We start from the raw sequence: 24,909 nt of genomic DNA, 5'->3' as shown, positions 1-24,909 counted from the left end.
AGGCCGGGCCGCTTCGGGGGCCGCCGTCCGTCCGCCTACTCCCGTTCACCTTGGTGGTAACGCCAGCGCAGCAGCGCACCCAGCCCGCCGACCGGGACGCGGTGCGCGCCGTCGATGTGCACCGCCTGTGCCGGCGCGCCGGTCATGGCCGCCGAACGCAGCAACGCATCGTCGGCCCGTGCGGAGGCGGGATGCGTCTCACCGAGGTACTGGGTGTCGGAGCGGCGCACCGCCACCTGGTCGGGCTCCGGGCCCACCCACACCTCGCGGTGGGTGTCCGCACCCTCCGGGCATACGAACAGCTCCGCGATCCGATGCTCCCGGGCGGCCTCCACCAGGGCGGCCACCCCTTCGGCCGCGCCCTCGTGCGCGGAGAGGAATCGGTCCATACCGGCTTCGGTCAGTCTCTGCGCGTACTCCTGGGCCGCACGCTCCACGTCCTCGTCGAGCAGCCGGGTGCCCGCCCCCTCGGCGCGGCCGCCGTGCTCGGTCTCGACGGTCAGATCCTGGAGCGCGACCGGCAGCCGCCGGTGGACCGACCTGCGCTCCCGCGCGTCGCCGGCCAGCACGATCACATCGGCGCGGACGTCCTCCTGGCATGCGGCGATGGCCTTCGCGACCTCTTCGGCATTGTGCTCCCAGGTGTTCTCGACACTCCGCTGGAAGTGGCTCTCCGACATCTCGTCGCGTCCGGCGCGGTGGACCGGCCGGTCGAGGCCCTGTGCCTGCCCCGCGGACCGCCTGCCCAGGGGGGTGCGCAGCTCGAGGTCCGCCCCGATGCGATCGATGTACGCGATCAGACACACCGGCTCCTGCGCGGCAAGATCCAGCAGCGGAGCGACTCTCGGCAGTGCGGACCAGTGGGTGTCGACGCCGGACGGCGGGCGGGTCGTCAGCGGCCGGTCGAGCACGACCTCGCCACTCGTGGCGAACACCGCTCGCCCAGCCGTCCCCGTAGGGCCCGGCCCCCCGGCCAGGGCTTCGTACACCGTCTGCGCGGTCGCCTCATCGGCTCCCTGCCCGCGCAGTGAGCTGCGCGCCTCCCGGGCTTGCAGCTCCCGGCTGCCCGGGGTGGACTCGTCGGTGCGGCCGGCGTCGAGGTGGACGCTGGCCCACGGGCCGGGCCGCTCGTAGAGACCATTGAGAAACGACAGTTTCATGACGTCCTCCGAAGTGGCCGGATATCGCGTCCGAGCGGGTACCCGTAAGGCGATGGGCCACACGCCAGGCCAGTGACAGGGATACGGAAAGGGGACGGTTCCCGTGAAGGAGACCGACAACCCGGGCGTCGACCCGGCCCGGCTCGCTGAGCCGGATCTGCTGCGTGAACTGGAAACCATCCATCGAAGCCGCCATGACACGCTGCTGTACGGCTCGGATTCCGCGCTCGCAGCCCATGACGCCCGAATGGCCGCATTGGAGGCCGAGTACCTGCGACGCCATCCGCACCGGTCCGCGGCATCCGGCCGCACCCGTTCCGGGGCCCGTACCCGGGGGGAGTCGTGACCGGACCTCAACGCCTGTGACCGTGCCGCTCGATCCCGGGGCGCGGCGGCGATGTTCAGCTGCCCGCCGCCACGTCGGCCGCCTTGGCGAACTCGGCGATGAACGCGGCGCAGAAGGCCTTCAGGTCGGCAGGTTTCCGGCTGGTGATCAGCGTGCTCGGCGCGACGGTGCAGATGCTCACCTGCTCGTCCTCCCACTCGCCGCCCGCATTGCGGATGTCGGTGCGCAGACTGGGCCACGAGCTCAGCGTGCGGCCCCGCACCACATCGGCCTCGACCAGCATCCATGGGGCGTGACAGATCGCGGCGACCGGTTTGCCCGCGTAGAAGAAGGCCCGTACGAACGCGACCGCGTCCTTGTTCATGCGCAGCGCATCCGGATTGGCCACCCCGCCGGGCAGCACGAGAGCGCCGTACTCGTCCGCCGAGGTCTCCGTGACCACCTGGTCGACCGGGAAGGTGTCCGCCTTGTCGAGGTGATGGAAGGCCTGGACAAGGCCCGGCCGCGTCGACACCAGCCTCGGCTTGTCGCCGGAGTCGGTCACCGCCTCCCACGGCTCGGTGAGCTCGATCTGTTCGACCCCTTCGGGAGCCATCAGAAATGCGATCTGCATGGCATCGCTCCTTGGTCGGTTGGGCAACCGGTCGGTGCCAGACGCGAGTACCCGGCGGGGAATGCCCGACACGCCCGCACGATCAGGTTTGAGTCCGCCGTGTGCGGGGACCCGACGGGCCGGCCGAGCGGCCGAGGGATGAACGGGCTGACGGGCCCCGGCCCGGACGGCGGTCCGGGCCGGGCCCGTCTTCGTATTCGATTACCGAACGGGACTCTCACAGAACGCGACCTCGCGTGATCGCTCGCAGGCCGCGCATGCTCTTCACATTCTCGATCTCCTATGTGTTCCGAATCTCGTTCACCAGTCCGGCCACAAGGTTCGCCCGCTCGGCCATGACGTCGATCACCAGGTACTCGTGGTCGGCGTGGGCACCGCCCCCGACTGCTCCGAGGCCATCCAGTGTGGGCACCCCCAGTGCGGCCGTGAAGTTGCCGTCGCTTCCGCCGCCGACCGCCTTGCCTTCGAGGCCGGGAAGCAGCTGCTGTGCCACCGCAAAGAGCCCGGCCGACGCCGACTCGGGCATCGGGGGTCGGCTGACGACTCCCTGAACCGAGATCTCCGCCTCATCGAGATGCGGCGCCAGTGCTGCGAAGGCAGCTTCGATCCGTTCCTTCTCGTCGGCCGACTCGACCCGGACGTCGACGATGACGGTCGCCTGCGCGGGAACGACGTTGTCCGGTGTTCCTGCGGACGCGACGGTCGGGGTAACGGTCGTGCCCCTGTCGGGTCGACCGAGCGCTGCGATATCCAGTACCTGGTGCGATGCTTCGATCAGGGCGTTGACCCCGGCTTCGGGCTCGAGGCCCGCGTGCGACGCGCGGCCCGCGATGGAGACGTGGAACGTGCCGCAGCCTTTACGGCCGGTCTTCAGGGCTCCGCCGTCAGCGGCGCCCTCGAGCACGAGTACAGCGCCGCAGGCAAGGGCTCGTTCCTCGATCAGAGCTCGGGAGGAGCGGGAGCCGACCTCTTCGTCGGCGGTCACCAGGATCTCGACGCCTGACCGGTCATCGAGCGTCGCCAGGCCATGAACGGCCTGTACCAAACCGCCGAGCATGTCAAAGACCCCGGGGCCGGTTGCATGCCCGTCCTCGACCATGAACGGGCGGCGTTCAAGGGTGCCGAGCGGAAACACCGTGTCATGGTGACCGAGGATCAGTACTTGGGATCGCCACCAGCTGACCATCGGACGTGTGGCCCGGCTGCGCTCCCCACGAGGACGGCCTGCCCGCCGAGGCGGCTCTCGAAGAAGGCGGCGACAGCTTCGGCCGATGCCGTCAAGGCGTCCAGATCGCGCGAGGGAGACTCGATTTCGACGAGTGTCCTGAGGTCCTCGATCATTGCGTCGACATTCACACGGACGGTCTTGTGCATCGTCTTCAGCGCGGCCCTTCCTGCTGCCGGAACGCCTCCAGGATGCGGTCGGCCGCGAGGGTCGCCGTCAGCGCGCCGTCCCGCACCTGCCTCTCCAGCTCCGGGGCGAGCTCGCGCACCTCGGGATGGCGGCGCAGCCGGTCCAGAAGCTCGTCGTGGACCATCGCCCACGTCCACTCGATCTGCTGGTCCCGCCGTTTGGCGGCCAGCCGCCCGGTCGAGTCCAGCACGGTCCGGTGCTGCTCCAGCCGCTCCCACACCACGTCGAGTCCGGTGCTCTCCCGCGCGCTGCACGAGAGCACCGGCGGGGTCCAGGCGGCGTCCGCCGGATGCATCAGCCGCAGGGCTCCGGCCAGTTCCCGTGCCGCGGAGCGTGCGTCCCGTTCATGCGGTCCGTCCGCCTTGTTCACGGCGATCACGTCGGCCAGTTCCAGCACACCCTTCTTGATGCCCTGGAGCTGGTCACCGGTGCGGGCGAGGCTCAGCAGCAGGAAGGAGTCCACCATGCCGGCCACCGTGGTCTCGGACTGGCCGACGCCGACGGTCTCCACGAGCACCACGTCGTAGCCGCCGGCCTCCATCACGATGATCGTCTCGCGGGTCGCCCTGGCCACGCCGCCGAGGGTGCCGGCGCTGGGGGAGGGCCGTACGAATGCCGCCGGGTCGACGGCCAGGCGCTCCATCCGGGTCTTGTCGCCCAGGATGGAGCCGCCCGTGCGGGTGGAGGACGGGTCCACCGCGAGCACGGCGACCCGGTGGCCAAGGCCCGTGAGCATCGATCCCAGCGCGTCGATGAAGGTGGACTTGCCGACGCCGGGCACGCCGCTGATGCCCACCCGCCGGGCCGCCCCCGCGTACGGCAGCAGCTCGGTGAGCAACTGCTGGGCGAGCGCGCGGTGGTCGGGACGCGTGGACTCCACGAGCGTGACGGCACGGGCGATGTACGCCCGCGACCCCTCACGTACGCCCTTCACATAGGCGTCGATGTCGATCTTCGGGGGCATGGGCCTACAGCTCGTGGCCGAGCGAACCGGCCAGGGTCTTGACCAGCTCCCTGGCGGCGTCCGGGATCACCGTGCCGGGCGGGAAGACCGCCGCCGCACCGGCCTCGTGCAGCGCGGGGACATCCTGCGGGGGGATCACACCACCGACGACGATCATGATGTCCTCGCGCCCCTCGACCGCGAGCTGCTCGCGCAGCGCGGGCACCAGCGTGAGATGCCCGGCGGCCAGCGACGAGACGCCGACGATGTGCACATCCGCCTCGACCGCCTGGCGGGCGACCTCGGCCGGCGTCTGGAACAGCGGGCCGACGTCCACGTCGAAGCCGAGGTCGGCGAAGGCGGTGGCGATCACCTTCTGGCCGCGGTCGTGACCGTCCTGGCCCATCTTGGCGACCAGGATGCGCGGCCGGCGGCCCTCGGCCTGCTCGAACTCCTCGACCAGGGCACGGGTGCTGTCCACCGCCGGCGATGTGCCGGCCTCGTTGCGATACACACCGGAGATCGTACGGATCTGGCCCGAGTGCCTGCCGTACACCTTCTCGAGTGCGTCCGAGATCTCACCGACGGTTGCCATGGCACGCGCCGCGTTCACGGCCAGCGCCAGCAGATTGCCCTCCAGGCTGCCGCCCTTCGCGGCACCGGCCTCGGCGGCCGCGGTCAGGGCGCGCAGGGCGTCCTGGCAGGCGGCCTCGTCGCGCTCGGCCCGCAGCCGCCGCAGTTTCTCCACCTGCTGGGCGCGCACCTGGGAGTTCTCGACCTTGAGCACCTCGATCTGCTCGTCGGTCTCCACCCGGTACTTGTTGACCCCGATCACCGGCTGGCGGCCGGAGTCGATACGGGCCTGCGTACGGGCCGCGGCCTCCTCCACCCGGAGCTTGGGGATACCGGCGTCGATGGCCTTCGCCATGCCGCCCGCGGCCTCGACCTCCTCGATGTGCTGCCAGGCACGCCGCGCGAGATCGTGGGTGAGCCTCTCGACGTACGCGCTGCCGCCCCACGGGTCGATGACCCGGCACGTGCCCGACTCCTGCTGCAGCAGCAGCTGGGTGTTGCGGGCGATCCGCGCGGAGAAGTCCGTCGGCAGGGCCAGCGCCTCGTCGAGGGCGTTGGTGTGCAGCGACTGCGTGTGCCCCTGCGTCGCGGCCATCGCCTCGATACAGGTGCGGGTGACGTTGTTGAAGACGTCCTGCGCCGTCAGCGACCAGCCGGAGGTCTGCGAATGGGTGCGCAAGGACAGCGACTTGGGGTTCTTCGGGTCGAACTTCTTCACCAGCTTCGCCCACAGCAGCCGCGCGGCCCGCAGCTTGGCGACCTCCATGAAGAAGTTCATGCCGATCGCCCAGAAGAACGACAGCCGGGGCGCGAACGCGTCCACGTCCAGCCCCGCCTCGATCCCGGCCCGCAGATACTCCATGCCGTCTGCCAGCGTGTACGCGAGCTCCAGGTCGGCCGTCGCTCCGGCCTCCTGGATGTGGTAGCCGGAGATGGAGATGGAGTTGTAGCGCGGCATCTTCTGCGAGGTGTACGCGAAGATGTCCGAGATGATCCGCATCGAGGGGCCGGGCGGATAGATGTAGGTGTTGCGGACCATGAACTCCTTGAGGATGTCGTTCTGGATGGTCCCGGCCAGCTTCTCGGGCGGTACGCCCTGCTCCTCGGCAGCCACGATGTACAGCGCCAGCACGGGCAGCACCGCGCCGTTCATCGTCATCGACACACTCATACGGTCCAGCGGGATGCCGTCGAACAGCTGGCGCATGTCGTAGATCGAGTCGATCGCGACACCCGCCATACCGACATCGCCGGTCACCCGCGGGTGATCGCTGTCGTAGCCGCGATGGGTCGGCAGGTCGAAGGCGACCGACAGACCCTTCTGGCCGGCCGCGAGATTGCGCCGGTAGAAGGCGTTCGACTCCTCGGCCGTGGAGAAACCGGCGTACTGACGGATCGTCCAGGGCTGGTTGACGTACATCGTCGGGTACGGGCCACGCAGAAACGGCGCCACACCGGGAAACGTCCCCAGGAAGTCGACCCCGTCAAGATCCCGCTCGGTGTACAGCGGCTTGACCGGGATGCCCTCCGGCGTCTCCCACACCAGTTCGCCGTCGTCCTTGCCGGTGGACTCCTTGACGGCACTGCGCCACTGGTCCTCGCTCACCCCGGCCGTGCCGCCCGGTTCCAGCTCGATGCCAGAGAAATCCGGGATCCCCATCACGCCACTCCGATCCGGTCGAGGACGGAGGTCAGCACGGCGATCACGTCGCCGCCCGCGACGACGAACTCGTCGACCCCGGCCTTCTCGTACGTCTCACGCTGCTCACCCGGACGCCCGGCGAGGAACACCCGCAGCGCCCCTGCCGACTTGAGGGCCTCGGCGACCGGCCCGGCCTGCTCCGCGTAGAGCGCGTCGCTGGAGCAGATACACGCCACCGCGGCCCCGCTGTCCGCGAACGCCTGCGCGGCCGAGGCCGCGTCGACGGAGACCGGGTCATGGACCGGCTCGATGCCGCCGGCCTGGAAGAGATTGGCGGCGAACGTCGCCCGCGCGGTGTGCGCGGACGCCGGGCCGAGCGCCGCGAGGAAGACCCGGGGCCGGGCGCCGCTCGCGGCCAGATGCGCGTCGGAGCGGGCCCGCAGCGCCTCGAACGCCTCGTCCCTGCGCACCTTGGGCAGACCGCCGCCGGGCTGTGCCGGTGCCGCCTCGCGCTCCACCGGCGACTGGGCGAGCAGCGGGAACTCGCTGACCCCGGTGACCGGTTCGCGGCGCTTGGCGAGGTTCTTGCTACGGCTGTCCCACGTGGCTGCGAGCCGCTCGGCGACGAGTCCGTCCCGCAGCGCCGCCACCTGGCCACCGGCCCGTTCGATCTCCTGGAACCACTGCCAGGCAGCGTGCGCGAGTTCGTCCGTGAGCTGCTCCACGTACCAGGAGCCGCCCGCCGGGTCGATGACCCGGCCCAGATGCGACTCCTCGAGCAGAATCGTCGAGGTGTTGCGGGCGATCCGGCGCGCGAACGCGTCCGGCAGCCCCAGCTCGTGGTCGAACGGCAGCACGGTCACCGCATCGGCGCCGCCCACACCCGCGGCCAGCGAGGCCACCGTGGTGCGCAGCATGTTCACCCACGGGTCGCGGCGCGTCATCATCACCGAGGACGTCACCGCGTGCTGGCGCTGTGCACCGGCGGCCGGGGCCGCGCCGCACACCTCGGCGACCCGGGACCACAGCCGGCGCGCGGCGCGCAGCTTCGCGATCGTCAGGAACTGGTCGGCCGTCGCCGCGTACCGGAACTCCAGCTGCCCGCAGGCCGCGTCCACGCTCAGTCCTGCGGCGGTCAGCTCCCGCAGCCAGGCCACACCGGTCGCCAGCGAGCAGCCCAGCTCCTGCGCGGCGGAGCCACCGGCCTCGTGGTACGGCAGGGCATCGACCGACACCGCCCGAATGCCCGGGTACGTGCCGTGGCACAGCACGGCGAGTTCCGCGGCCGCGGTGGTTCCGGCCTGCAGACCCCCGTGCTCGCCGGTGCGCGCGGCATGGCCGAGCGGGTCCGCGCCGAGAGTGCCGAGCGCGGCCTGAGGCGCCACCTCGCGCTCCTGGTACAGCCGCAGCAACCGCCGGGCGGCCGCGTCGAATTCGCTGCCCGCGTCCAGCGCGACCGGAGCCAGGTCGAGATAGACCCCGTCCAGAGCGGTGCCGATCGCGTCGACCGGCACACCGGCGGCGCCGACGGCAAGCCATACCGAGGTGGCCCCGTTCTCGAGGTCGCTCAGCACCGCCTCGTTCGTACGCACCGGATCCGGCCGGTCATGGCGCTGGCGCACATCCCAGCCGGAGACCGCCGCGCCCTCGGGCGTGGCGCCGCGGGTGAAGGGGGCGAAGCCGGGGAACCCGGAACCGCGTGCGCCGTCGGGCGCGGTGTACAGGGGACGGGCGACGAGCCCGTCCTCGAGAGCCGTGGAGAGTGCATCCTCGGCCGCCGAGCCCTGGGCGTCCTTACCTGCTTTGCGCAGCACGCCTTCGACCAGGCGCTGCCACTGTTCATGGGTCGCATCCGGGAACTCGGCGGCCAATGAGAACCCGTCATCGGGGAGGACCGTCATGCTCAGATGCTAGGTGAAGCTCCCAAAGGTGCAGCAGGGGAAAAGGCTGTGACCTTGCCCTCTTCGGCCCGCTCTTGATCCTTTGCATCCGGTGCCCTATCCGCTGCCCGTCCCCGGCGTGCATGGGCGTACCTCGGGCGGGTACCCGGACCCGCATCAGTGGAGCGACAGGAATCACCGAAGGAATGACTGACAGAAAGGCTGAGTCACATGGGTCTGGGTGGATGCATCCTCCTCATCGCCGCCGGCGCGATCCTCACGTTCGCCACCGACTGGGAGGTGAAGGGCGCCAACCTCGACGTGGTGGGCATGATCCTGATGGCTGTCGGCCTCATCGGTGTCGCCACGTTCACGAGCATCGCCAAGCGGCGGCGCGTCGTCGTGCCCCCGTCGACCCCGGTCGTCGACGAGCGGCCGGACCGCCGCATCTAGGGATCAGTGAGAAAGGCCCGATGCGTGACCGGCCCCCGCGTGGGGCGCGGCGGCGGTTTGGCGGCCAGGACCGAGGGCACTCGGACAGCGCTGCATCGGCCAGGATTCAAGGCGCCTCCTCCAAGGGAGCAGTGACATGCGATTCCCCTCACTCGATGACGGGCAACTGGCGGAACTGGGGCAGCAGTTGCGAGTGGATGCCGTGCGCGCCGCCGACGCCGCGGGGTCCGGGCACCCGACGTCCTCCATGTCCGCGGCCGATATCGCCGCGGTACTTCTCGCCCGCCACTTCCGCTACGACTTCGACCGTCCGGAGCTGCCCGGCAACGACCGGCTGATCCTGTCCAAGGGACATGCCTCGCCGCTGCTGTACGCCCTCTACCGGGCGGCCGGAGCGATCGACGACGAGGAACTGCTCACTTACCGTCACCGGGGCAGCCGGCTGGAGGGCCATCCCACCCCACGGCTGCCCTGGGTGGACGTGGCCACCGGATCGCTGGGCCAGGGCCTGCCCATCGGGGTCGGCATGGCACTCGCCGGGAAGAAGCTCGACCAGATCCCCTACCGGGTGTGGGTCCTGGCGGGCGACAGCGAGATGGCGGAGGGCTCCGTCTGGGAGGCCGTCGAGCACGCCGCGTACGAGCACCTGGAGAATCTGAAGCTGATCGTCGATGTGAACCGGCTCGGCCAGCGCGGCCCCACCCGCCTCGGATGGGACCTCGACGCCTACGCCCGCAGGCTGGAGGCATTCGGCTGGAACACGATCCGGATCGACGGCCACGACGTCGGTGCGATCGACGCCGCGCTGTCCCAGGCCGTGTCCGAGATCGGCCGGCCCACCGCGATCCTCGCGCGCACCGAGAAGGGCCACGGAGTGGCCGATGTGGAGAACCAGGAAGGCAAGCACGGCAAACCCCTGCCCGACGCGTCCGCCGCGATCAAGGAGCTCGGCGGAATCAGGTCCGCACGTGTGGAGGTCCGCGAGCCCCCCGCCGCACGGGTGCTGCACGCACGGCCCGACGGCCCGCTGACCCTGCCGGTCTTCGACGTAGGCGACGAGGTCGCCACCCGTACCGCCTACGGGAAGGCCCTCGCCGCACTCGGTTCCGCCCGCACCGACGTGGTCGCGCTCGATGCGGAGGTCGGCGACTCGACCCGTACCGAATACTTCGCCAAGGAGCACCCGGAGCGCTATTTCCAGTGCTACATCGCCGAACAGCAGCTCGTCGCGGCGGCCGTCGGCATACAGGCCAGGGGCTATGTCCCCTTTGCCTCCTCCTTCGCCGCCTTCCTCACCCGCGCCCATGACTTCATCCGTATGGCCGCTGTCAGCAGGGCCGCGATCAATCTGGTCGGCTCGCACGCGGGCGTCGCCATCGGCGAGGACGGACCGTCGCAGATGGGCCTCGAAGACCTGGCCATGTTCCGTGCGGTCCCGGGCAGTACCGTGCTCTACCCCTGTGACGCGGCATCGACGGCTCGGCTCGTCCCCGCCATGGCCGACCTGCCGGGCGTCAGCTATCTGCGCACCTGCCGGGGCGACATGCCGGTCCTGTACGGACCCGAGGAGGAATTCCCGGTCGGCGGCTCGAAGGTGCTCCGCAGCTCGGAGCGCGACCAGGTGTGCGTGGTCGCCGCCGGAGCGACCGTGCACGAAGCACTGCGCGCCGCCGACGTGCTGGTCCGCGAGGGCATCACGGCCCGCGTGGTCGACCTCTACTCGGTCAAGCCCGTGGACGCGGAGACCCTCCAGGAGGCGGCGCTCGACACCGGATGCCTGATGACGGTGGAGGACCACCGGGTCGAGGGCGGCATCGGCGACGCGGTGGCCGAAGCGTTCGCCGACGGCCGCCCGATGCCCCGTCTGGTACGCCTGGGCGTACGGACCATTCCCGCGTCCGCCACCCCGGACGAGCAACTGCACCTGGCCGGCATCGACGCCGAGTCGATCGCCGCCGCCGTGCGGCTGCTGGTGGCGGAGGCGATGGTGAGCCGGTGAGCACCCGGCGCATCCGGGCCGGCAGGCACACCGTCGAATCCACCGTTCCGGCAAGGTCCTCTTCCCGGACGACGGGATCACCAAGGCGGACCTCGCCGAGTACTACCGTGCGATCGCGCCGTACATGCTGCCGCAGTTGCGCGGCAGACCGCTGATGCTCGAGCGGTACCCCGACGGCATCGGCCGGCCCCCTTTCATGCAGAAGCAGACGCCCCGGAGCTACCCCGAGTGGGTGCGCAGGGTCGAGGTCGCCAAGGCGGACGGCACCGTGACACACACCGTGTGCGACAACACCGCCACCCTCACCCACCTGGTCGACCAGGCATGCATCACCTTCCACCGCTGGCAGTCGCGCGCGGACCGGATCGACCGGCCCGACCGGCTGGTGTTCGACCTCGACCCGGCGGGCGACGACTTCGAGCCGGTGCGCCGGGCGGCGCAGCAGCTCGGCGAACTGCTCGAACAGCTCGCACTGCCCTCAACGCCGATGACGACGGGCTCCCGCGGTCTGCATGTGATCGTTCCGCTGCGCGGCGACGCGGACTTCGACGAGGTGCGGGCCTTCGTCCAGGAGATCGCCGCGACACTCGCCGAGCGCGACCCCGACCGGCTGACCACCGCCGTACGCAAGAAGGCGCGCGGGGATCGCCTCTATCTGGATGTGCAGAGGAACGCCTACGCGCAGACCGCCGTCGCCCCCTACTCGGTACGCGCCAGGCCCGGCGCGCCCGTGGCCACCCCGATCAGCTGGGACCAGTTGAAGGACCCCGGCCTCACCGCCCGGCGGTGGACCGTCGCCGATGTGCTCGACCAGGCCCGTACCGAGCCGTGGAAGGACGTACGCGGTCGTCGCCCGAGGGCCCTTGGCCCCGCCCGCCGCAGACTGGCCGCCCTGCGGTAGGGGATGGGGGGATCCGGCGCCGGACAGCACGACACCCAGCGGCGGAGCGAGCACGATAGGAATCATGATCTGCACCTCCACACCGCGGATTGCCCCGGATTCGCCGTCACACGCTCTGATGCGGAGGTAAAGGTGATGGACGAGAACAACAATGAGCGCGGGCACGGACGGGACGAAACAGAGGAAGAGCGGGCGGACCGGCGCTGGGGAGATCTTCTGCAGGAATTGCGCGTCGCCCAGACGGGTGTGCAGATCCTGTTCGGATTCCTGCTCACGGTCGCGTTCCAACCGCGCTTCGGCGAACTGTCCGACACCGATCGGACGCTCTATTCGGTCACCGTGATGCTGGGCGCGGCGACCACCGGGGTCCTCATCGGACCTGTATCGATGCACCGGCTGCTCACCGGGCAGCGGCTGAAGCCGCAGACCGTCGTGTGGGCCTCGCGCCTGACCGTGCTGGGGCTGTTCCTCCTGCTGTGCACCATGGCCTGCGCGCTGCTGCTCATTCTGCGCGTCGTTCTTGCGGACACCCTCGCATCGTGGCTGGTCGCAGGCATGGTGGTGTGGTTCGTCCTGTGGTGGTTCGTGGTTCCGGTCTGGGGTCGGGCCACCTACCGCACCCGTGAGTGACGGGTTTTCAGCCGGCGGGCTCAACAGCATGGGTGGGGTGGGTGTGGACTCCTGGTGCTGTGGCGGTACTGTGCGCGCACCGCCCGTTGGGTGGCGCTGCAATTCGTGGAGGAAATCAGTGACTGAGATCAAGAGATCGTGGCGGCGGTCGGGGGCTCTCATAGCCGCCGCGATGGTCGGTGCGCTCGGCGTCGGCCTCGCCGCAGGCCCCGCCGTGGCCCACACCCCCACCTGGGAGGTGGACTGCGATGCGGTCGTCCTCAATCTGACCAACTACGGCCGTGACTCCCAGAACACGGTGACCGTCACCGTGGACGGCAAGGACCTGCTGCCGACCGAGACGTTCGCCAACGACTTCAAGAAGACCCTCAAGCTGCCGGCGCACGACGCGGAGGTCTCCGTCCGCCTCGTCCTGAAGGCGAGCGACGGCGATCAGCACTCGCGCGACGAGACCAAGACGGCGCCCGTGTGCGAGGAGTCGCCGAACCCCTCCACCACGCCTAGCCCGTCGCAGTCTCCGACTCCGTCGGAGACGCCGGGTACGGCCACGCCGACGCCGAGCACCTCGACGAGCTCTGCCCCCGTGAAGCCGTCGGCCGCGCCGAGCACCGAAACGCCGGACCTGGCCGAGACGGGCTCCTCCAGCTCGACTCCGCTGATCGCCGGGGCCGCGGCTGTGGTCCTCGTCGCGGGCGGTGGCATCATGTGGGCCGCGCGCAAGCGCCGTAGCGTCCAGAGCTGACAGCGGCGCCTGCCGTGGTGCGGCAGTGCCCGGGTGGGGCGGGTGGATCGCTGGACGGCGATCCACCCGCCCCGCGGCGTGTCAGGCCGCGGCCGGCGTGTAGTGCGGGGCTGCGTCACCCTCCAGGACCCGGCTCGCCGCGCCGTCGACGCTCACCGGCACATCGCCCGCGACGGTCACCCGGTGCAGCAGGCGCGGCAGGTCGCCGTAGTCGTCGGGCGCGTAGTGCTGGGTGATGCGGTTGTCGAACAGCACCAGGTCACCGGGTGCCCAGGTCCAGCGCACCACGTTCTCCGGCCGGGTCACATACGACTGGAGGATGCGCAGGATGTCGCGGGACTCCGACGGTGACAGGCCCACCAGGGTCTGTGCGAACCCGCCGATGAACAGACCGCGTTCGCCCGACTCGGGGTGGACCCGCACCACCGGATGCTCGGTGCGGTACTTCGTGGACACGAATCGCGCCCGGCGCTCGGCCGCCTTTTCGTTCTTCGGCTCCGCGTAGTCATAGGCGTTGGTGTGCACGGTCCCGTCTGCGGACGGCGGCTGCGCCGGACCGCCGGACGGGCAGGTCCGGCCAGCGCCCCGTCTGGATCGAGCAGGGCTGGGCTGGGCCTCCAGCCCGGAGGTGAGTACTCCAGGCTGGAACCCCCGAGGACTTCAACCGCCTCGGCGCGATGGCCCAGAGCCTCATCACCCTGCCGGACCCATCGACGAGGCGCACCGCGTGCCGGGGATCAAGGGGCAGCGCCTGATCGTCACCCCGGACGGTGAGGCGCTGCACCGCATCAGCACGCTCATCGACACCGGGGTCGTCCATGTTGAAGTCCAGGACGTCCTGCCCCTGCACATGGCGGCCGAAGCACACCGGACCAGCAAGATCGGCCAGGTCCGCGGCAAACTCCTACTCACGCTGTGACGGAAATTTCCCGCACGAGTTGAACGGTGGTCGCCGACGCGCCGGGAGCGGACCCTCAAGGTGTACAACACGGTGGCCGGGGGTGGATCGGCAGTGTGAAGACCAGTCTGCCGATGCCGGACAGGTGTCCCCGGCCTCTGTCATCGCCCTGTACTGGGCTACCACGCGAGAGGATCACTCGCATCGTTGCCGAGGCCGGGGCCCCGGCGGGGGAGGCTCGTTGTGCGCGTGCCCAGGGTTCGACATTGTGGCTTGTGCAGCGCCTTCCTCCCTTACGCGTCGGCGGCCTCACCCCCTACTCTGACCACTGCTTGCGAGTTACCTGTCAGTTAACAAGTCGTTTGATGGGCGCACCCGGGCCCGGAGGTCAATGTGAGTTCCGCGCAGTCCCCTCTTGAAAATCGCTCGGTTTCCGTGGCGCACCTCTTTCTCTCAAGAGTCGAGGCCACACCCGACCGGGAGGCTTACCGCTATCCCGCGCCGGCCGACGACGGCGCTCCCGGCACCGAGCAGTGGCGCTCGCTGACATGGGCGCAGACCGCTGAGCGCGTCACGGCGATCGCGGCCGGCCTGCTCGCCCTCGGTATGCAGCCCGAGGAGCGGGTGGCGATCTCCTCCTCCACTCGGGTGGAGTGGATACTGGCCGACCTGGGCGTCATGTGCGCGGGCGCGGCCGCCACCGCTGTCTACCCCAGCACCAATGCCGATGAGACGGGGTACATCCTCTCCGACTCCGGCAGCCGGGCGATCTTCGTCGAGAACGCCGCCCAGCTGGCCAAGGTGGTCGCTCACGTCGACCGCTTGCCCGAGCTGGGCCATGCGATCCTCTTCGACCCTGAGGCGGACATCCCTCAGGTGGAGGGGCTGGAGGTGCTGTCCCTCGCTGAGCTGGAGAAGCGGGGCACGGTGTATCTGCAAGAGCACCCGGACGCGATCGGGGAGACGGTCCGGGCAATCGAGCCGGAGCAGCTGGCCACTCTGATCTACACCTCCGGCACCACCGGCCGACCGAAGGGCGTGCGTCTGGTGCACGACTCCTGGTCCTACCAGGCCGTGGCACAGGAGGCCGGCGGGCTGCTGCGCTCCGACGATGTGCAGTTTCTGTGGCTGCCGCTGTCCCACGTCTTCGGCAAGGCTCTGATTTCCGGTCAGATCAAGACCGGCCACGTGATGGCGGTGGATGGGCGGGTCGACCGCATCATCACCAACCTGCCCGCCGTGCGCCCCACCCTGATGGCGTCCGCCCCGCGGATCTTCGAGAAGGTCTACAACGGCATCGCGGGAAAGGCGAGAGCCGAGGGTGGCGCCAAGTACAAGATCTTCCTCTGGGCGGCGAAGGTCGCCCGCGACTACGCCAGGGCCAGGCAGGAGAGCATGGCGGCAACCGGAAGACGCAGCGTGCCTCTGTCGCTCGTGTTGCAGCACGCCATCGCAGACAGGCTGGTGTACGGCAAGATCCGCGCCGCCTTCGGAGGCAACCTGCGCGCCAGCGTTTCGGGCAGTGCCGCACTCGCCCCCGATATCGGCTACTTCTTCTCCGGCGCCGGCGTGCACGTCCTCGAGGGCTACGGTCTGACCGAGACCAGCGCGGGCTGCATCGTCAACCCCGCCGACGACAACCGAGTGGGCACGGTCGGCACACCGCTGCCCGGCACCGAGGTCCGCATCGCCGAGGACGGCGAGATCCTGTTGCGGGGCCCCGGCATCATGCGCGGCTACCACAACCTCCCCGAGAAGACCGCGGAGGTGCTGGAGAGCGACGGCTGGCTGCACACCGGCGACATCGGCGAGATGGACAAGGACGGCTTCGTCCGGATCACCGACCGCAAGAAGGACGTGTTCAAGACCTCGGGCGGCAAGTACGTGGCGCCCACCGAGATCGAAGGCCGCTTCAAGGCCGTCTGCCCGTTCGTCAGCAACATCCTGGTCATCGGCAACGGCCGCAACTTCTGCAGCGCCCTGATCACCCTGGACGAGACCGTGATCATGCCCTGGGCGGCGTCTCACGACCTCGGCGGCCGTAGCTACGCCGAGGTCGTCTCCTCGCCGCAGGTCCACGAGCTGATCGACGGCTTCGTTCAGCGGGTCAACGGCGACCTGCAACGGTGGCAGACAATAAAGAAGTTCTCGGTGCTGTCGCGCGACCTCGACATCGAGCACGGTGAACTCACCCCGAGCCTCAAGGTCAAGCGGCCTGTTGTGGAGCGTGAGTACGCCGAGGTCATCGAGGGGATGTACGACGGTTCCCGCGAGGCCTGATCTCCATCTGTCCGGTACGGCACTTCTCACAGCCGTACCGGACACTGGGTTCACCTGTCCGAGAAGGGCATTCGCCTCGCCGGACACCAAGGCAGTCGTCCGGTGGGCAATGGCGCCTGCACGGCTGGGGAGTCTTTCCGGCCAGGCGACGCGGAGGACCAACGATACCGGTGTGGCCCAGATGTGCTTGGACGACCTTGGTGTCTGTGCAAGCGAGCAGCTGTAAAGGGGCCGAGCCGCGGCGCAGGTCGTGCAGTCGTATGCGGTAGACAACCTCGTCCAAAGCCTCGGCGGAGACTGGGCGCTCGACCCCGTCGGCTCCGCCCACCTGATCTACAGCGATGGGCGGGGCATCGGCTTCCGCCCATCTTCGCCGGAGCCCTCCTGCGCATCTGGATCACCGGCAAAGTTTCCCAACGCTTCTCGCCCACGCCAGTACAGCCGACCAGGCCCTCCATGAAGCGCACCTCACCGCCCGTCTCCCCGAAGGCCGTTGCTGCAAGGGCTCGTGTCCCCTCCTGCCTCGGCGCCCGGCCGTGCGAGGGGATCAGCCGTCCGTGCCGTCCGGGCCGGCGACGAGGAAGACGTCGGACAGCGGCGCGGTGTCGGCGCTGGCGCTGACGAGCAGGTCGTACGTGCCGGGGGGCAACACGCCGATGTCGAACCGCTGCCGCTCGCGGGGGACCGTGATGGCGCGGTCGACCACCCGTATGCCGGTGGACCGACCGGTCACCGAGAGGCGGGCCCGGACTTCGGGCAATTCGCTCTCGCTGAGGGCGCTGTTGGCGCCGATCTCGCAGACGACGGGTTCGTCGGCGAGGTAGAGGTCGTCACCGAGGTAGCTGAACCAGGATGTCACGGCGGCGCGCAGGTCGTCGATGCGTACGTCGTGCAGGGACTGGAGGATGCCCTTCAGGTGGTCGAGCATCGCGTCCTGGTTCTGCAGGCTGCCGTGCTTCTGCGGGACGAAGGTGCGGGCGTCCTCAGTGCCGGAGAGGGCGGCGGAGAGCTTGGGCACGGTTCCGTCGCCGCCTTCGTCCAGGTCTTCGCGGGTCATCAGGGTCTCGACCTTGTGGTCGGTGTGCCGGGCCGACTGCCTGGTGGGCTGGTCCATGCCGACGATGGGGTGGTAGATCACCTGGTTGGACTCCCAGGCGGGGTCCTGCCGGTTGGCGGTGGCCGCGGTCTCCATCTCGCCGAAGAAGCTGGTGAGATGGCTGCTCCACTGCGGCTGCCAGCCGGGCAGCGCGGCCTTGGCCGGGGTGGCGGCCAGGCCGTCCGGCCCGTACACGCACTTGTAGACGGGCACGAGCTGGTGCAGGCCGGTGAGGGAGCGCAGGAGGCACGTGAGGTCGTGCTCGAAGGGACCGAGCCGCTTGTGGAAGCCGTTGCACAGGAACTCGACGGCGTTGAGCGAGCCGTAGTAGGGGGTGCCGAAGGTCACGATGGCCCGGGTGTCCTTCCAGCCGCCCAGTGCCTCGACGTAGTAGCGGGAGACGAGCCCGCCCATCGAGTGCCCGACCAAGACGAGTTGGGCCGTGGCGTTGCCGCTCGCCGCACGCCACTTCCGCAGCCAGGTGGCGCTCTGTTCGGCGAGTTTGCGGGCGGCGGCTCGGTTGTCGCGCCGCCAGTCGTACGGGAAGGGGAAGTAGTTCTGGCCTTCCTTCAGGTCGAACTGCGTCAGCAGGAACTTCTCGATCGCCGTGTAGCCGTCGATCTTCCACAGGCCTGGCAGGGTGTGGAGACCGGGCACCAGCCGGTCAGCGGCGACGCCGTCGCCGAGGTCGTCCACGTGCCAGTCGTCCTCCCCGAGTTCGAGGAAGTTCAGTGAGCCGCCCAGGCTCGCCAGCGCGCCCAGCACCGCCGAGGGCGAGGGCGCCCATACGTCCTTGCCGTTCCTGGTCAATACGCTCCCGGTGATGCCGGGGAGCAGTACGACGACGTCGGCCATCGGGATCCTGGCCATGAGCGGACCTCCTAGCTGCCCCCTGGTCGGTCGATCGGGTCGGGTCGGACGAACGGGTCGGCCGCGTCCCCGTAGTGCTGGTAGGCGGCCCAGGAACTCCACCGCTGCGGGTTCGGCGCAGTGTCCGGCTGCTGCTGCCTCGCAGCGCGCTGCTCGTAGAGCCTCTTCCGGGCCGTGCGGACGGCGCCGCCCACCGTCGGCGCCGCCTCGCTGGGCCAGTCCTTGAAGAGGTGCGTGTAGAACTGCTCGGCGAAGGAGATCCCCTGGTCGTCGGGGATCCGCCAGGCTGCCCCGATGTAGTGCCCGACACCTATGCGAAGGAATTCGTCGGCGAGGCTCGGCACCAGCGCGGCCTGCGGGTTCCCCCACGGGCTCTGGTCCGCCACGCCGGGCGGTCCGGCCTGCGTGCCGGGACCGGTGGTGCCGCCGAGCCGGGCCGTGTAGCAGGCATTGGCCACGACGATCAGGGGGGGCCGTTCGAGCAGCGCCAGTTCCTGGGCGGTCAGCAGGCCGTCCGCGAAGACCCAGCCCGAGCGCCGTCCCGTGCCGGAGGCGTCGAAGTCGCTGTGGCCGCAGTAGTGGACGATGTGGTTGCCCCCGCACAGCAGGACCCGCAGGACGTCAAGGCGCCTGGCGGGGTCGACGCCCGGCTGCCGGGTGGAGTTCGCCGCGCCGACGAAGAGGCTGACCTTGGCTCCCAGGTTCTTGAGCTGGGTGGCGACCGCGAGGGCCTCGCTGCGGGCTCCTGGCAGCTGGAACCCCTTCTCCGGGTCTCCCGGGTCGCCGATCACCAGGGCGCGCAGCGGTCCGTCCGCCAGTCCCTCGGTCATCACGCGCGAGTAGGGTGTGCGCAGTTGCCGGGACAGCTGGGTGCGGATCGCCAGGGGATCGCGTTTCTCACCGCCGGCCTGTTGGATCTCGGCCAGGAACTCCCAGGGTACGGAGGCCGTGTCGCGATCCAGTTCGAGCAGCACCGTCGCGTCGTCGGTGAGCAGCCGCTGGAAGTCCGGAGGCACCACGAACCTGGACAGCAGGTCGGGCAGTTCGCGCGCGTCCTCGACACTCGGTTCCGTCAGCCGGTCCACGAGCTCCCGCATCAGGTCCATGTCCACGGGGACGAGCCGTTCCGGTACGGTGGCCCGACCGGTCAGCGCCGCCCAGCGCAGGCCGCCGACACCCGACTGGACGGACATCCGGACGGGCACGGAGTCGTCCTGGGCCTCCACGGATCCGCGTACCGTCAAGGACATGTCCGTGCGCTCCACTTCGGCCAGGTGCGCCAGCTGCTCGTGGATCTTTCTCTGGATGTTGGGGTCGAAGCCGGCCAGCAGGGTGCGCAGGGCTTCCTCCCCGGCCAGCGGGTTTGGGCCGCCGGGCATCCCGTCGCGGGCGGCCGCGCCCGCCGGCCCGGCGAGCCTGGTCAGCGCCGTCAGGGCGTACACCGCCGCGGAGGGCGCGAACAACTGGCCGCCGCTCTCCTCGCGCAGCTCCGGGCCGATCCTCAGCTGAGGCAGCTTCGCGGCGGCGTTGGTCAGCGTAAGGAGGAGCTGCTCTGCACGCAGCCGGTCGACCTCCACGACGAGTACCTCGGTAAGCCGGGGCGGCGACGTCGGTGGGCCCAGCGATGCGAGGACGCCGGCGAATCCTCTGACGAGGGCGCGGGCCGCCTGGTTCACGGCCAGATTGCCCGTGCCCGAGCCGATGAGCACGGTCGCCATGGTCCCGACATGGCCGAGCGCGATTGCTTCGCCCAGCAGCGAGGCGTACATCTGGATGGCGCGGCGTTCCGTCAGGGTGCCCATCGGTCCCATGCCCACGACGGCTGCGGACCGGACCGGGCCCGCTTTGCAGGGGAAGTAGGTGACCTCCCCCAACTGGGCATCGATCCAGCCGAGCTTGGTGTGTTCCGTGATGAGCGGGCGAGGGCCGCCGGATATGGCGCGGTCCAGTGCGAGTTCCGCGGCGGCGGGCACTACCGACTGGTAGTGCCCAGTGACGTGCAGATCGGCGGCGACCTTCGCAAGGTCGCCCCACACCACGGTTACGGTGAGGGTGGGACCACCGGTGCGCGGTGGTTCGTCCGCGGGAAGCTGTGCGGGAGGGTTGGAGGCCGTCGGTACGTCCTCCAGCAGGTCAGCGATGCGAGCGGCGGGGGTGATCACCACGCTCCTCCTTCGAGTCGCCCAAGCTTCTCGGTCCGGGTGCGTCACACCTGTCTCTCCAACCGAATTATCCCCCTTTTTCCGGACTCGGCCATGAGGATGCCGTCAACCGTCCCGAGACGGTGCCCAAGCCTCGCCCGAATCGCCAAAGACGGGATCCTCGCTGCGATCAGCCACGCAACATGCGTATGCCGCAGGTCATGGATGTGCCGTAGCGTCCAGAGCTGACAGCGGCGCCTGCCGTGGTGCGGCAGTGCCCGGATGGGGCGGGTGGATCGCTGGACGGCGATCCACCCGCCCCGCGGCGTGTCAGGCCGCGGCCGGCGTGTAGTGCGGGGCTGCGTCACCCTCCAGGACCCGGCTCGCCGCGCCGTCGACGCTCACCGGCACATCGCCCGCGACGGTCACCCGGTGCAGCAGGCGCGGCAGGTCGCCGTAGTCGTCGGGCGCGTAGTGCTGGGTGATGCGGTTGTCGAACAGCACCAGGTCACCGGGTGCCCAGGTCCAGCGCACCACGTTCTCCGGCCGGGTCACATACGACTGGAGGATGCGCAGGATGTCGCGGGACTCCGACGGTGACAGGCCCACCAGGGTCTGTGCGAACCCGCCGATGAACAGACCGCGTTCGCCCGACTCGGGGTGGACCCGCACCACCGGATGCTCGGTGCGGTACTTCGTGGACACGAATCGCGCCCGGCGCTCGGCCGCCTTTTCGTTCTTCGGCTCCGCGTAGTCATAGGCGTTGGTGTGCACGGCCCACAGCCGGTCGGCCAGCTCGCGCAGCGCGTCGGGCAGATCCCGGTACGCGGCCGCGGAGTTGGCGATGAGGGTGTTCCCGCCGTACGGCGGTACTACGAGGCTGCGCAGCGTGGACGCCTTGGGCGGGGTGCGCAGGAAGGTGACATCCGTGTGCCAGTTGTTGGCGCGGATGCCCTCGTCTCCGTCGACGGGCAGGATGTGCGGCTGGCCGTCCGCCGACGGCACGGTCGGATGCGCCGTCGTCAGCTCCCCGAAGAGGGAGGCGAAGCGGATCTGCGCCGCGTCGTCGAGCTGCTGGTTGCGGAAGAAGAGTGCCTTGTGCTCGACGAGTGCCGCGTTGATCTCCGCGACGACCGCCGGGTCGAGATCGCCGGAGATGTCGACGCCGAGGATCTCCGCGCCGATACGGCCGCCGACGCGGCGGATGTCGAAACCGGTACTGGTCATGAGAGTGCTGCCTTTCTGCGGGTGGGACGGATGAACAGCAGGGAGCAGGAGCGGGGAGCAGGGAGGTCAGGCGGCCCGGCGGCCGGCGGGCCGCTCCAGGCCGTAGTGGTCGCGCAGCGTGTGTCCGGCGTATTCGGTGCGGAACAGCCCGCGCTGCTGCAGCAGCGGCACGACATGGTCGACGAAGTCGTCCAGGCCACCGGGAAGAAGCGGCGGCATGATGTTGAACCCGTCCGCCGCGCCCTGGGTGAACCACTCCTCGAGCTGGTCCGCGATCTGCTCCGGAGTACCGGCGAACACCCGGTGTCCGCGGCCGCCGCCGAGCCGGGCGATCAGCTCGCGGATGGTGAGGCTCTCGCGCCGGGCCAGCTCGGCGACCAGCGTGAACCGCGACTTGTTGCCGTTGATGTCCTGCTCCTCGGGGAGCTCGGGCAGCGGCCCGTCCAGCGGCAGACCGGTCAGATCGGTGCCGAGCATCCCGGACAGCTGCTGCAGGCCGTACTCCGGCACCTGCAGCCCGGTCAGCTCGTCCTCCAGCGCCCGCGCCTCGGTCTCGGTGGCGCCGATGACAGGGCAGATCCCGGGCAGGATCTTCAGCTGGCCGGCAGTGCGGCCGTACTTCGCGAGCCGCGACTTGAGGTCCTTGTAGAAGGTCTGCCCGTCGGCGAGCGTCTGCTGCGCGGTGAACACCGCCTCCGCGTACCGCGCGGCGAACTCCTTGCCGTCCTCGGAGGATCCGGCCTGCACCAGCAGAGGGTGCCCCTGCGGCGAGCGCTGGACATTGAGCGGCCCGTCGACGCGGAAGTGGGTGCCCCGGTGGTCGATCGAACGGACGGCGCCCTCCTCGGAGTAGACGCCGCGCTCGCGGTCGATGACCGGCGCGTCGTCCCGCCAGCTGTCCCACAGCCGCTTCGTCACGTCCAGGAACTCGGCGGCGCGCTCATAGCGCAGCGCGTGTTCCGGATGTTCCTCGCGGCCGAAGTTCCTGGCCTCGGCGACGTTGCCGGAGGTGACGATGTTCCAGCCGGCGCGCCCGCCGCTGAGATGGTCCAGCGAGGCGAACTTGCGTGCCACATGGAAGGGTTCGTTGAAGGTGGTGGACACGGTGGCGATCAGGCCGATGTGCTCGGTGGCCACGGCCAGCGCCGACAGCAGGGTCAGCGGTTCGAAGCCTCCGACCGCGTTGTATCGGGCGTTGCCCCACAGAGCCACCCCGTCCGCGAGGAACAGCGAGTCGAGCTTGCCGCGCTCCGCGGTACGGGCCAACTCCTGGAAGTACGACAGATCGGTGATGCGCTCGGGCTGGGTGAGCGGATGACGCCACGCGGCGTCGTGATGGCCTGCGTTCATCAGGAACGCGTTGAGGTGGAACTGCCGTGGAGTGTCGGCGGGCATGATGGGGTCCTCAGTTTCCGGTCGGGGTGCGCCAGGACGTGAAGCGTCGTTCAACGGCCACCAGCAGCTGGTTGAAGGCGACGCCGATGGCGGAGATGGTGATGATCCCGGCGTACATCTCGGGGATCGCGAAGTTGAACTGAGAGAAGTTGACGAGGTAGCCGAGCCCGGCCTTGGCGCCGACCATCTCGGCGGCGACCAGGACCAGGATCGCCACCGCGCCGGCCAGCCGGATACCGGTGAAGACCGTCGGTACGGAGGCGGGCAGGATCACCTTCTGGAAGATCCTCGGGGCCGGAAGGTTCATCGACCGGGCCAGCCTGAGCAGCGTCGGATCGACCGTGCGCACCGCGCTGATGGTGTTCAGCAGGATCGGCCAGGTGCACGCGTACAGCACGATGGAGATCTTCGAGGTCTCGCCGATGCCCAGCAGCAGGACGAACACCGGCAGCAGCGCCAGCGCGGCCGTGTTGCGGAAGACCTCGAGCAGCGGGCCCAGGAAGTCCGCGAGTGGCCGGTACCAGCCGATCAGCAGACCGAGCGGCACCGCGATGACCACCGCGAGTCCGAAGCCGGTGAACGACCGCCCGAGGCTGGCCCAGGTGTGCTCGGCGAGCTGTCCCTCCTTCAGCAACTGCCACCAGGAAACAGCCACTTCGGAGAACGGCGGGAGGAAGGTCCGGTCGACCAGACCGAGCCGTGGCGCGGCCTCCCACACCGCGAGCAGGGCCAGGATCGCCACGGTGCGGGTGACGGCGGCGAGCACGGCCCGGCCGGCCTGTCGCAGTAGGGCCGTCGAACGCGGCGTGCGAGGGGCCACCGCCGGCAGGGGATCGCCGTGCCGGACCTCGCCGCCCACATCGACGACCGGTACGGCCGTCTTCTCGGTGGTGATGCTCATAGTGCTGCGGCCTCCCTCTCCTGCTGCTGCGCACGGGTGACCTCGTCGCGCAGCAGGCTCCAGATCTGATGGCGATGGCGCGCGAACTCGGGGCTGGAGCGCGGATCCTCGTCGCTCGCCGAGGCGCCGATGCCGATCGGCACCACTTCCTTGACACGGCCTGGCCTGGACGTGAGCACCGCGACCCGCTGCCCGAGCCGGACCGCCTCGTCGATGCCGTGCGTGATGAAGACGATGGTCTTGCCCGTGCGCTGCCAGATCCGCAGCAGCTCGTCCTGCAGCGACTCCCGGGTCTGCGCGTCCAGCGCCGCGAACGGCTCGTCCATCAGCAGGACATCGGGGTCGTAGGCGAGGCTGCGGGCGATCGCCACCCGCTGGCGCATCCCGCCGGACAGCTCATGCGGATGGCGTTCCTCGAAGCCGGTGAGACCCACCAGGGCGAGGTACTCCCTGGCCCGCCCGGCCCGCTCGCGGCGCGGCACACCGGTCGCCTCCAGGCCGAACTCCACATTGCCCTGGGCGGTGCGCCACGGCAGCAGCGCGTACTGCTGAAAGACGATGCCCCGGTCCAGGCCCGGTCCGGTCACCGGCTCACCGTCCAGCAGGATCTCGCCGCTCGTCGGCCGGGACAGACCGCCGAGCAGATCGAGCAGCGTCGACTTGCCGCATCCGCTCGGCCCGACGATCACGGTGAACTCCCCGGCGGCGATGTCCAGATCGATCCCGTCCAGCGCCGTGACGTCCTGGCCGCCCTTGACGGGAAAGGACTTGCCGACGCCCCTGAAACTGATCTTCGCGGTCATGG

General features: G+C 69.9%; 18 protein-coding genes and 3 pseudogenes. 8 read left to right on the top strand and 13 right to left on the bottom strand.

Annotated features, from left to right (window positions below):
• Positions 1-35 precede the first annotated feature (35 nt).
• Complete coding sequence (locus tag ACFYWI_RS10160; protein WP_389228119.1) at positions 36-1,160, bottom strand: Vms1/Ankzf1 family peptidyl-tRNA hydrolase; 1,125 nt, start codon at positions 1,158-1,160, stop codon at positions 36-38.
• Between the two features lie 103 nt (positions 1,161-1,263).
• Here ACFYWI_RS10160 and ACFYWI_RS10155 point away from each other — a divergent pair, with 103 nt between their 5' ends.
• Complete coding sequence (locus ACFYWI_RS10155) at positions 1,264-1,506, top strand: DUF6158 family protein (RefSeq protein ID WP_389228116.1); 243 nt, start codon at positions 1,264-1,266, stop codon at positions 1,504-1,506.
• Between the two features lie 55 nt (positions 1,507-1,561).
• Here ACFYWI_RS10155 and ACFYWI_RS10150 read toward each other — a convergent pair whose 3' ends face one another.
• From ACFYWI_RS10150 to ACFYWI_RS10130, 5 genes and pseudogenes are all read right to left on the bottom strand, one after another.
• Positions 1,562-2,119 (bottom strand): type 1 glutamine amidotransferase domain-containing protein, encoded by a 558-nt coding sequence (locus ACFYWI_RS10150; RefSeq protein ID WP_389228113.1) that lies wholly within the window; start codon positions 2,117-2,119, stop codon positions 1,562-1,564.
• A gap of 280 nt (positions 2,120-2,399) precedes the next feature.
• Positions 2,400-3,493, bottom strand: a pseudogene (locus ACFYWI_RS10145) (M20 family metallopeptidase).
• 5 nt (positions 3,494-3,498) lie between these two features.
• On the bottom strand, positions 3,499-4,497 hold the full coding sequence (gene meaB, locus ACFYWI_RS10140) for a methylmalonyl Co-A mutase-associated GTPase MeaB (protein WP_389228110.1): 999 nt from the start codon (positions 4,495-4,497) through the stop codon (positions 3,499-3,501).
• A 4-nt stretch (positions 4,498-4,501) separates the two neighbouring features.
• Positions 4,502-6,709, bottom strand: coding sequence for a methylmalonyl-CoA mutase (gene scpA / locus ACFYWI_RS10135; RefSeq protein ID WP_389228107.1), 2,208 nt, complete (start codon positions 6,707-6,709; stop codon positions 4,502-4,504).
• Complete coding sequence (locus ACFYWI_RS10130; RefSeq protein WP_389228104.1) at positions 6,709-8,592, bottom strand: methylmalonyl-CoA mutase family protein; 1,884 nt, start codon at positions 8,590-8,592, stop codon at positions 6,709-6,711. Before ACFYWI_RS10130 ends, scpA begins: the two co-directional genes overlap by 1 nt.
• Positions 8,593-8,802: 210 nt before the next feature.
• Here ACFYWI_RS10130 and ACFYWI_RS10125 point away from each other — a divergent pair, with 210 nt between their 5' ends.
• From ACFYWI_RS10125 to ACFYWI_RS10105, 5 genes and pseudogenes are all read left to right on the top strand, one after another.
• Positions 8,803-9,024, top strand: coding sequence for a DUF6458 family protein (locus ACFYWI_RS10125; protein ID WP_389228101.1), 222 nt, complete (start codon positions 8,803-8,805; stop codon positions 9,022-9,024).
• A gap of 136 nt (positions 9,025-9,160) precedes the next feature.
• Positions 9,161-11,023: a transketolase gene (locus ACFYWI_RS10120; RefSeq protein ID WP_389228098.1), complete on the top strand. Its 1,863-nt coding sequence runs from the start codon at positions 9,161-9,163 to the stop codon at positions 11,021-11,023.
• 11 nt (positions 11,024-11,034) lie between these two features.
• Positions 11,035-11,924, top strand: a pseudogene (gene ligD / locus ACFYWI_RS10115) (non-homologous end-joining DNA ligase).
• Positions 11,925-12,059: 135 nt separating this feature from the next.
• Entirely contained in the window at positions 12,060-12,554 is a 495-nt protein-coding gene (locus ACFYWI_RS10110; RefSeq protein ID WP_389228095.1) for a DUF6328 family protein, read from the top strand.
• Between the two features lie 172 nt (positions 12,555-12,726).
• Complete coding sequence (locus ACFYWI_RS10105) at positions 12,727-13,296, top strand: LAETG motif-containing sortase-dependent surface protein (RefSeq protein ID WP_389228354.1); 570 nt, start codon at positions 12,727-12,729, stop codon at positions 13,294-13,296.
• A gap of 81 nt (positions 13,297-13,377) precedes the next feature.
• Here ACFYWI_RS10105 and ACFYWI_RS10100 read toward each other — a convergent pair.
• Positions 13,378-13,821: pseudogene (locus ACFYWI_RS10100) on the bottom strand (TauD/TfdA dioxygenase family protein); the annotation flags it as partial.
• A 202-nt stretch (positions 13,822-14,023) separates the two neighbouring features.
• On the opposite strand from ACFYWI_RS10100, the gene ACFYWI_RS10095 reads away from it, so the two are divergent.
• The gene (locus ACFYWI_RS10095; RefSeq protein WP_389228092.1) at positions 14,024-14,215 is read left to right on the top strand and encodes a zinc-binding dehydrogenase; all 192 of its coding nucleotides are present in this window, start codon (positions 14,024-14,026) and stop codon (positions 14,213-14,215) included.
• 372 nt (positions 14,216-14,587) lie between these two features.
• Positions 14,588-16,474 carry an AMP-dependent synthetase/ligase gene (locus ACFYWI_RS10090; RefSeq protein WP_389228089.1) on the top strand — a complete coding sequence of 629 codons (1,887 nt, stop codon included), beginning with the start codon at positions 14,588-14,590 and terminating at the stop codon, positions 16,472-16,474.
• Between the two features lie 547 nt (positions 16,475-17,021).
• Here ACFYWI_RS10090 and ACFYWI_RS10085 read toward each other — a convergent pair.
• The 6 genes from ACFYWI_RS10085 to ACFYWI_RS10060 form a co-directional block, all read right to left on the bottom strand.
• Entirely contained in the window at positions 17,022-18,440 is a 1,419-nt protein-coding gene (locus ACFYWI_RS10085) for an esterase/lipase family protein (RefSeq protein WP_389228086.1), read from the bottom strand.
• Between the two features lie 11 nt (positions 18,441-18,451).
• Positions 18,452-20,605: a CHAT domain-containing protein gene (locus ACFYWI_RS10080; protein ID WP_389228084.1), complete on the bottom strand. Its 2,154-nt coding sequence runs from the start codon at positions 20,603-20,605 to the stop codon at positions 18,452-18,454.
• 306 nt (positions 20,606-20,911) lie between these two features.
• The gene (locus tag ACFYWI_RS10075) at positions 20,912-21,808 is read right to left on the bottom strand and encodes a TauD/TfdA dioxygenase family protein (RefSeq protein ID WP_389228082.1); all 897 of its coding nucleotides are present in this window, start codon (positions 21,806-21,808) and stop codon (positions 20,912-20,914) included.
• A gap of 66 nt (positions 21,809-21,874) precedes the next feature.
• Positions 21,875-23,203 carry an LLM class flavin-dependent oxidoreductase gene (locus tag ACFYWI_RS10070; protein ID WP_389228079.1) on the bottom strand — a complete coding sequence of 443 codons (1,329 nt, stop codon included), beginning with the start codon at positions 23,201-23,203 and terminating at the stop codon, positions 21,875-21,877.
• A 10-nt stretch (positions 23,204-23,213) separates the two neighbouring features.
• Positions 23,214-24,104: an ABC transporter permease gene (locus ACFYWI_RS10065; protein WP_389228076.1), complete on the bottom strand. Its 891-nt coding sequence runs from the start codon at positions 24,102-24,104 to the stop codon at positions 23,214-23,216.
• Complete coding sequence (locus ACFYWI_RS10060; protein ID WP_389228073.1) at positions 24,101-24,907, bottom strand: ABC transporter ATP-binding protein; 807 nt, start codon at positions 24,905-24,907, stop codon at positions 24,101-24,103. Before ACFYWI_RS10060 ends, ACFYWI_RS10065 begins: the two co-directional genes overlap by 4 nt.
• Between the last annotated feature and the right edge of the window lie 2 nt (positions 24,908-24,909).

Source organism: Streptomyces sp. NPDC002889, assembly GCF_042888425.1.
GTDB lineage: Bacteria > Actinomycetota > Actinomycetes > Streptomycetales > Streptomycetaceae > Streptomyces.
This window is presented reverse-complemented; position numbering and strand designations above follow the sequence as displayed.